Origin of the sequence: Amycolatopsis sp. NPDC059021, assembly GCF_042739895.1 — a bacterium.
GTDB lineage: Bacteria > Actinomycetota > Actinomycetes > Mycobacteriales > Pseudonocardiaceae > Amycolatopsis.
Window position 1 is genome coordinate 1 of the sequence record NZ_JBHYIQ010000177.1, and the last position, 6,579, is coordinate 6,579.

The window sequence follows — 6,579 nt, forward strand, 5'->3', positions numbered from 1 at the left end:
GATTGCGCGCGTAACTCGCGTGATTGAGCGGAGATCTCGCCCGATCACGCGAGATCTCCGTCTGATCACGCGAGTTACGCCGCTGATCACGCGAGATCGCGGTTAGGCGGCGGGGAGTTCTTCGGGGTCGTCGGCGAATTGGGTGGCGTGGAGGGTGGCGTAGCGGCCGTTGGCGGCGAGGAGTTCCTCGTGGGTGCCGCGTTCGACGACGCGGCCCGCCTCGATCACCAGGATCTGGTCGGCGGCGCGGACGGTGGACAGCCGGTGCGCGATGACCAGAGCGGTACGGCCTTCGAGCGCGTCGGTCAGCGCTTCGCCGACGGCGGCTTCGGACTCCGAGTCCAGATGCGCCGTCGCCTCGTCGAGGACCACGACCCGCGGCTGGGCGATGAGCAGGCGCGCGATGGTGAGCCGCTGGCGTTCCCCGCCGGAGAGCCGGTAACCCCGCTCCCCCACCGTGGTGTCCAGACCATCGGGCAGCGACCGGACCAGGTCGCCGAGCCTGGCGCGTTCCAGCGCGGACCAGATCTCGTCGTCGGTCACCCCGGGCCGGGCGTAGGCGAGGTTGGCGCGGATGGTGTCGTGGAACAGATGCCCGTCCTGGGTCACCACGCCGACGGTTTCCCGCAACGCCGCGAAACTCAGCTCCCGGACGTCCACATCGGACAGCCGCACCGCGCCGGAATCGACGTCGTAGAGCCGCGGCAGCAACGACGCGATGGTCGACTTCCCGGCACCGGACGAGCCGACCAGCGCGACCATCTGTCCCGGTTCGGCGCGGAACGAGATCCCGTGCAGCACCTCTTCGCCACCGCGATGGTCGAGCGTGGCAACGTCTTCCAGCGACGCCAGCGAGTACCGGTCCGCCGCCGGGTATCCGAAGTGGACGTCGTCGAACTCGACCGAGACACCCGTGCCCGCGGGCAGCGCACGCGCGCCCGGCTTCTCCTTGATCATCGGCTCCAGGTCGAGGACCTCGAAGACCCGCTCGAACGACACCAGCGCCGTCATGACGTCGACCCGCACGTTCGCCAGCGCGGTGAGCGGGGCGTAGAGCCGGGTCAGCAGCAGCGCCAGCGCCACCACGGTGCCCGCGGCGAGCTGCCCGGTCACCGCGAGATAGCCGCCGAGACCGTAGACCAGTGCCTGCGCGAGCGCGGAAACCAGCGTCAGGCTGGTCATGAACCACCGGGTCAGCATCGCCGTGCGGACGCCGATGTCGCGGACGCGGCCCGCGCGCACGCCGAACTCGCCGAGTTCCTGACGTGGCCTGCCGAACAGCTTGACCAGGGTCGCGCCCGGCGCGGAGAACCGCTCGGTCATCTGCGTGGTCATCCCGGCGTTGAGCTGTGCCGCCTCACGCTGCAGCCCCGCCATGCGCCGCCCGAGCCTGCGCGCGGGCAGCACGAAGATCGGCAGCAGCACGAGCGCGAGCAGGGTCACCTGCCAGGACAGGCTCATCATGACCACGAGCGAGAGCGCGAGCTGGATCACGTTGGTGACCAGACCGGACAGCGTCGCGGTGAACGTCCGCTGCGCGCCGATGACGTCGTTGTTGAGCCTGCTCACCAGCGCGCCGGTGCGGGTGCGGGTGAAGAACGCGATCGGCATCTTCTGCACGTGTTCGAACACCGCGCGCCGCAGGTCGAAGATGATCCCCTCGCCGATCTGCGCAGACTGCCACCGTTCGACGAGGCCGAGCCCGGCGTCGAGGATGGCCAGCACGGCGATCACCACGGCGAGCCAGATCACCAGCGGCAGATCGCGCCCGGCGACGATCGCGTCGACGACCTTGCCCGCCAGCACCGGTGTCGTCACCGCCAGTACCGCCGAAACCACGGTCAGGACCAGGAAGATCAGCAGTTTCCCCCAGTGCGGCCTCGCGAAGCGCGCGACCCGGCGCACCGTGCCGCGGGTCAGCGCCTTCGGCGTGTCGGCGGACCGCATCGCCGAACTCATCAACGCCCACGTGTTGTCCATGAAGCCCTCTTCCCCGTCCCGCCCAAAACCTCTATATTACTTGAACTTTTCATCGGATATGCCCTGCACAACACGGCGTCGCACAGATTACTTCCCGATTCCGGAAGTTTCTTCTCCCGGCTCGGGCGCCCGCCCGCCCGCTCGGTAGCCTGACGGGGATCCGATCGCGACACGAGGGGGCACAAGGGGTGCGACTGCTCTCGGTGCCCGTCCGGCCGTCGGCCGAGCGGCCGGGCCGCGCGCTGGGCTGGGATCTGGCGTTTTCCCTCGGCTGCCTCGTCTTCGCCGCGATCACCGCCGTCAAGTCGGAGTTCTACGGCTACCGCGTCTGGGGCAACTGCGCGATCGCGGGCTACGGGCTGGCCGCCGCGCACAGCGGCTGGCTGCTGGTGTCGGCCCGGCGCGGCCGTACCCCCGGCGGCGTGCTCGGCTCGCGCCGGTTCGGGCTCGGCGTGATCGCGGTGTTGGCGATGATCGTCCCGCTGGTGATCTTGGTGATTCGCCGTCTCACCGGGGTGGACTGGCTGATCACGCCGTTCTCCTGGGCCGCGCAGCCCGAGGTGTGGGTGATCGAGCGCTCGGCGTCGCTGCTGCTTCGGCACGGCACGCCCTACGTCGACGTCACCGCGCTCGGCAGGCTCCCGGAGGTCAACGACTACACGCCCTACGGCCCGGTGATGACGGTGTTCGGCCTGCCGAGGGCGTTGTTCGGCGGCAGCCCGGTCGCGGACGCGCTGACCGACGCGCGCTGGATGTTCGCGCTGGCGGCGGTCGCGTGCGTACTCGCGACACTGCGGCTGCTGCGCTGGCCGAAGATCCCGGTGCCCGGCGCCCAGCTCGCGCTCGCGTGTCCACTCACGACACTCACCTGGGCGGTGGCCGGGCCGGACCTGGCGATCGTCGGACTGCTGGTGCTCGCGTGCGCACTCGCCGCGACCGGCCGGAACGTCCTGTCCGGGCTGGTGCTGGCGCTGGTGATCAGCGCGAAGCTCATCGTCGCACCGGCGGCCGCAGTGCTCGCGATCTTCGTGCTGGTCAGAGCACGGAAACAGGACCACCTCGGTTGGGCGGCACTGGGCCGTTTCGTGGCCGCGCTGCTCGCCACGACGGTGCTGGTGCACCTCCCGGTGTACCTCGTGGACCCCCGAGCGTTCCTCGAGCACGTGATCCGCTTCCCGCTCGGCATGGGCGTGGTGCGTTCGCCCGCTGCGAGCCCCCTGCCCGGTCACCTCATCGCGGAGACCGGTCAGGCGGGTCTGGTACTCGCGTTCACGCTCGTGGGCATCGCCGCGCTCGCGATGCTGGCCTGGTTGGTGCGCCGGCCCCCCGCGACCGGCTCGGACGCGCTGCTGCGCATCGCCGTCGGACTCGGCACCCTGATCCTGCTGACCCCGGCCACTCGCTACGGCTACCTCGTGTACCCGCTCGTGTTGCTCGGTGCCCAGCTGACCTTCCGGTCAGCCGAACGGACTGCGCCCCCCGCGGAGCAGCCCGCTACTTCTTCTTGACCCTGGTCGCCCCGCCACGGCCACGCAGCTGGACGCCCGACTCGGAGAGCACCCGGTGGACGAAGCCGTAGGACCGCCCGGTGGACTCCGCGAGGGCCCTGATGCTCGAGCCCTTCTCGTATTTCTTCTTCAGGTCAGCGGCCAGCTTGTCGCGCGTGTTGCCGGTGATCCGCGCGCCTTTCTTGAGATCAGCCACGTCGATCGCCTTCCCGCCGAGAGTGTTCTGGGCCACATTCGGCCCCTGCCGGGGCAATGATCGAACACTGAGCGCCGGAATGCCAGACGACATGGGTAAAACAACCGAAACTGCGATCACATTGGGCCATTCCAGTGCCCCAAAGGCACCGCCATTGCACCCGAATGGACGCATCCGTCACGCCAGCTGCACAAGCTCCAGGTAATCCGCCGACCAATGATCCTCGGTACCGTCCGGAAGCAGGATGACACGCTCCGGTTCGAGCGCTTCCACCGCGCCGGGGTCGTGGGTCACCAGAACGACGGCGCCTTCGAAGCTGCGCAACGCGTCGAGAACCTGTGCGCGGCTGGCCGGATCCAGGTTGTTGGTCGGCTCGTCGAGCAGCAACACGTTGGCAGCGCTGGACACCAGCCCGGCGAGGGCGAGCCGGGTCTTCTCGCCGCCGGAAAGCGTCCCGGCGGGCTGGTCGAGCTGTTCGCCGCTGAACAGGAACGAACCGAGCAGGTTCCGCAACTCCTGCGCACCGGTATCCGGCGCGAGATGTCGGATGTTTTCCCACACCGACGCTTCGTGGTCGAGGGTTTCGTGCTCCTGTGCGTAATAGCCCAAACGCAATCCGTGACCCGGTACGACCGTGCCAGTATCCGGAGTTTCCATTCCGCCGAGCAGGCGCAGCAATGTGGTCTTTCCGGCACCGTTCAAACCGAGCACGACCACCTTTGAACCGCGATCGATCGCAAGATCGACACCGGTGAAGATCTCCAGCGAGCCGTACGATTTCGACAGGTTCTCGGCGGTGAGCGGAGTCCGCCCGCACGGCGCGGGTTCGGGGAACTTGATCTTGGCGACCTTGTCGGCGTGGCGGGTCTCCTCCAGCGACGAGAGCATCTGCTCCGCACGGCGGGCCATGTTCTTGGCCGCCACGGCCTTCGTCGCCTTCGCACCCAGCTTCGCGGCCTGCTGCTGCAGGGCGGAGGCCTTCTTCTCGGCGTTCGCGCGCTCACGGCGGCGGCGCTTCTCGTCGGTGGCCCGCGCGTCCAGATACCGCTGCCAGCCCATGTTGTAGAGGTCGATCTCGCTGCGGGTGGCGTCGAGGAACCACACCTTGTTGACCACGTCGGCCAGCAGCTCGACGTCGTGGCTGATCACCACGAGGCCACCGTCGTGCTGCTTGAGGAATCCGCGCAGCCAGTTGATGGAGTCCGCGTCGAGGTGGTTGGTCGGCTCGTCGAGCAGCAGGATCGTTTCGGACTTCCCGCCGGCGCCCGCTTCCGCGGCGGCGAACAGGATCCGGGCCAGCTCGACCCGGCGGCGCTGACCGCCGGAAAGCGTCTTCAGCGTCTGGTGCAGGATCCGGTCGGCGAGGCCGAGGTTCGAGCAGATGCGCGCGGCCTCGCTCTCCGCGGCGTACCCGCCGAGAGAGGCGAATCGCTCTTCCAGCTTGCTGTACCGCGTGATCGCCTTGTCCCGCTGGCGCTCGTCGACCAGTTCGGACATCGCGGTCTGCGCCTTTTCCATGTCGCGCAGCAGGGTGTCGAGCCCGCGCGCGGACAGCACCCGGTCCTTCGCGGTGACCGAAAGATCACCTTCGCGGGGATCCTGTGGCAGATAGCCGAGTTCGCCGCTGCGGCGCAGCTCGCCCGCGTGCGGCTCGCCCTCGCCGGCGAGGACCTTCAGCGAGGTGGTCTTGCCGGCGCCGTTGCGGCCGACGAGGCCGATGCGGTCGCCCTGCTGGATGCGGAGGCTGGTTTCGTTGAGCAGGATGCGCGAACCGGCGCGCAGCTCGAGGCCGGTGGCCGTGATCAAGGGAACTCCCGTGGACGGGGGTGGATGAGGACAGCGTCGACGGCCGGTCACCGTGTGGGCACGGTCCGGCGCGACAGCTACTCCAGCAGGATTTCCACGGCTCCAGTGTACGGACCGCTGTCGACCGGTTTTCCCCCACCGTGTCCAGACTCACCCGAGTCCCACGTTCAAGCCGCCGAGTTCCACGTTCAGGAGCACGAGTTCCACACCCGCGCGGTGTCCGGCGACCGACCTCGGATCCGCCGGTGTGGAACTCGGGCGCGCGAACGTGGGACTCGGGCGCGGGAGCGTGGGACTCGCGGGTCAGGGGCCGCGGAGGGTGATTTCGACGGCGACGGCGCGTTCGGCGGCGTCTTCCAGCACGCTGCGCCGCGGTTCGGGAAGGGCGAGGACGCGGGGTTCGGCGCGGGCGAAGAGCCGGGCCAGCCTGCGGTCCTCCCGCAGTTCGTCGAGGGCGCGGCGGTCGCCGCCGAGGATCACGGCGTCCACTTCGGACAGCCGGGGGACGAGGACCTCCGCGGCGTCGTCGGCGGCCGCGCGCAGGGCGGACCGCGCCTGGCCCGCCCGCCGTCGTGCGAAGCGCTGCTGCGACCAGCCGCCCGCGGCGGACCGGCCGTGCACGAGATGCCGGTCGGTCCGGGAGATCCGGACCACGCCGCCGTCGGCGATCCCGACGCTGTGCCCGCCCAACCGGACGAGCAGCAACGCGATCCGGCGCGGGACGAGGGCGTGCTCGACCAGTGGGCGAACCTCGAGCCCGGGATACTCCCCTTCGGCGGCCAGCGGTCCGAAAGGGACGGTCGCCGTCGCGGTCACGCCGGTGCCGCCGGTGACGCGGACCTCGTCCGGCCCCAGCAGCGTCGACCGGACCCCGTCGTTGCGCGCCCCGAACCGGGCGAACCAGCCTTCGAGCCGCTCTGGCGCGACCTCCACCGCGCGCCCGCCGCCCGCGACCTCCCGCGTCTTCGCCATGCCTCCAACCTAAGGCCACAACGCCGTGGGGGGGGGGCGGCCAGAGCCCGCCGCGGGGGGTGGGGTGGGGCGAGAGACGGGGGGGGTGGGGGGATGACGGGGAGACGGCCGCGGGGC

The 6,579-nt window shown here is 69.9% G+C and carries 5 protein-coding genes; 1 reads left to right on the plus strand and 4 read right to left on the minus strand.

Annotation, left to right across the window (positions count from 1 at the left end; genetic code table 11):
- Positions 1–102: 102 nt before the first annotated feature.
- On the minus strand, positions 103–1,980 hold the full coding sequence (locus ACFWX1_RS46875; RefSeq protein ID WP_378396418.1) for an ABC transporter ATP-binding protein: 1,878 nt from the start codon (positions 1,978–1,980) through the stop codon (positions 103–105).
- A gap of 188 nt (positions 1,981–2,168) precedes the next feature.
- Here ACFWX1_RS46875 and ACFWX1_RS46880 point away from each other — a divergent pair, with 188 nt between their 5' ends.
- Entirely contained in the window at positions 2,169–3,488 is a 1,320-nt protein-coding gene (locus tag ACFWX1_RS46880) for a glycosyltransferase 87 family protein (RefSeq protein WP_378396419.1), read from the plus strand.
- On the opposite strand, the gene ACFWX1_RS46885 is transcribed toward ACFWX1_RS46880, so the two are convergent.
- The 3 genes from ACFWX1_RS46885 to ACFWX1_RS46895 all read right to left on the minus strand — a co-directional run bounded on the left by ACFWX1_RS46885 (position 3,475) and on the right by ACFWX1_RS46895 (position 6,462).
- Positions 3,475–3,684, minus strand: coding sequence for a helix-turn-helix domain-containing protein (locus ACFWX1_RS46885; protein WP_003071237.1), 210 nt, complete (start codon positions 3,682–3,684; stop codon positions 3,475–3,477). The two genes, ACFWX1_RS46880 and ACFWX1_RS46885, sit on opposite strands and share 14 nt — an antisense overlap.
- Positions 3,685–3,861: 177 nt before the next feature.
- Positions 3,862–5,490 (minus strand): ABC-F family ATP-binding cassette domain-containing protein, encoded by a 1,629-nt coding sequence (locus tag ACFWX1_RS46890; protein ID WP_378396420.1) that lies wholly within the window; start codon positions 5,488–5,490, stop codon positions 3,862–3,864.
- 303 nt (positions 5,491–5,793) lie between these two features.
- Entirely contained in the window at positions 5,794–6,462 is a 669-nt protein-coding gene (locus tag ACFWX1_RS46895) for an acVLRF1 family peptidyl-tRNA hydrolase (protein ID WP_378396421.1), read from the minus strand.
- Positions 6,463–6,579: the final 117 nt, after the last annotated feature.

Excerpts from the sequence above, each read along its gene's own strand:
- ACFWX1_RS46875 (WP_378396418.1), bottom strand. The coding sequence starts at position 1,980 with ATGGACAACACGTGGGCGTTGATGAGTTCGGCGATGCGGTCCGCCGAC.
- ACFWX1_RS46895 (WP_378396421.1), bottom strand. The coding sequence starts at position 6,462 with ATGGCGAAGACGCGGGAGGTCGCGGGCGGCGGGCGCGCGGTGGAGGTC.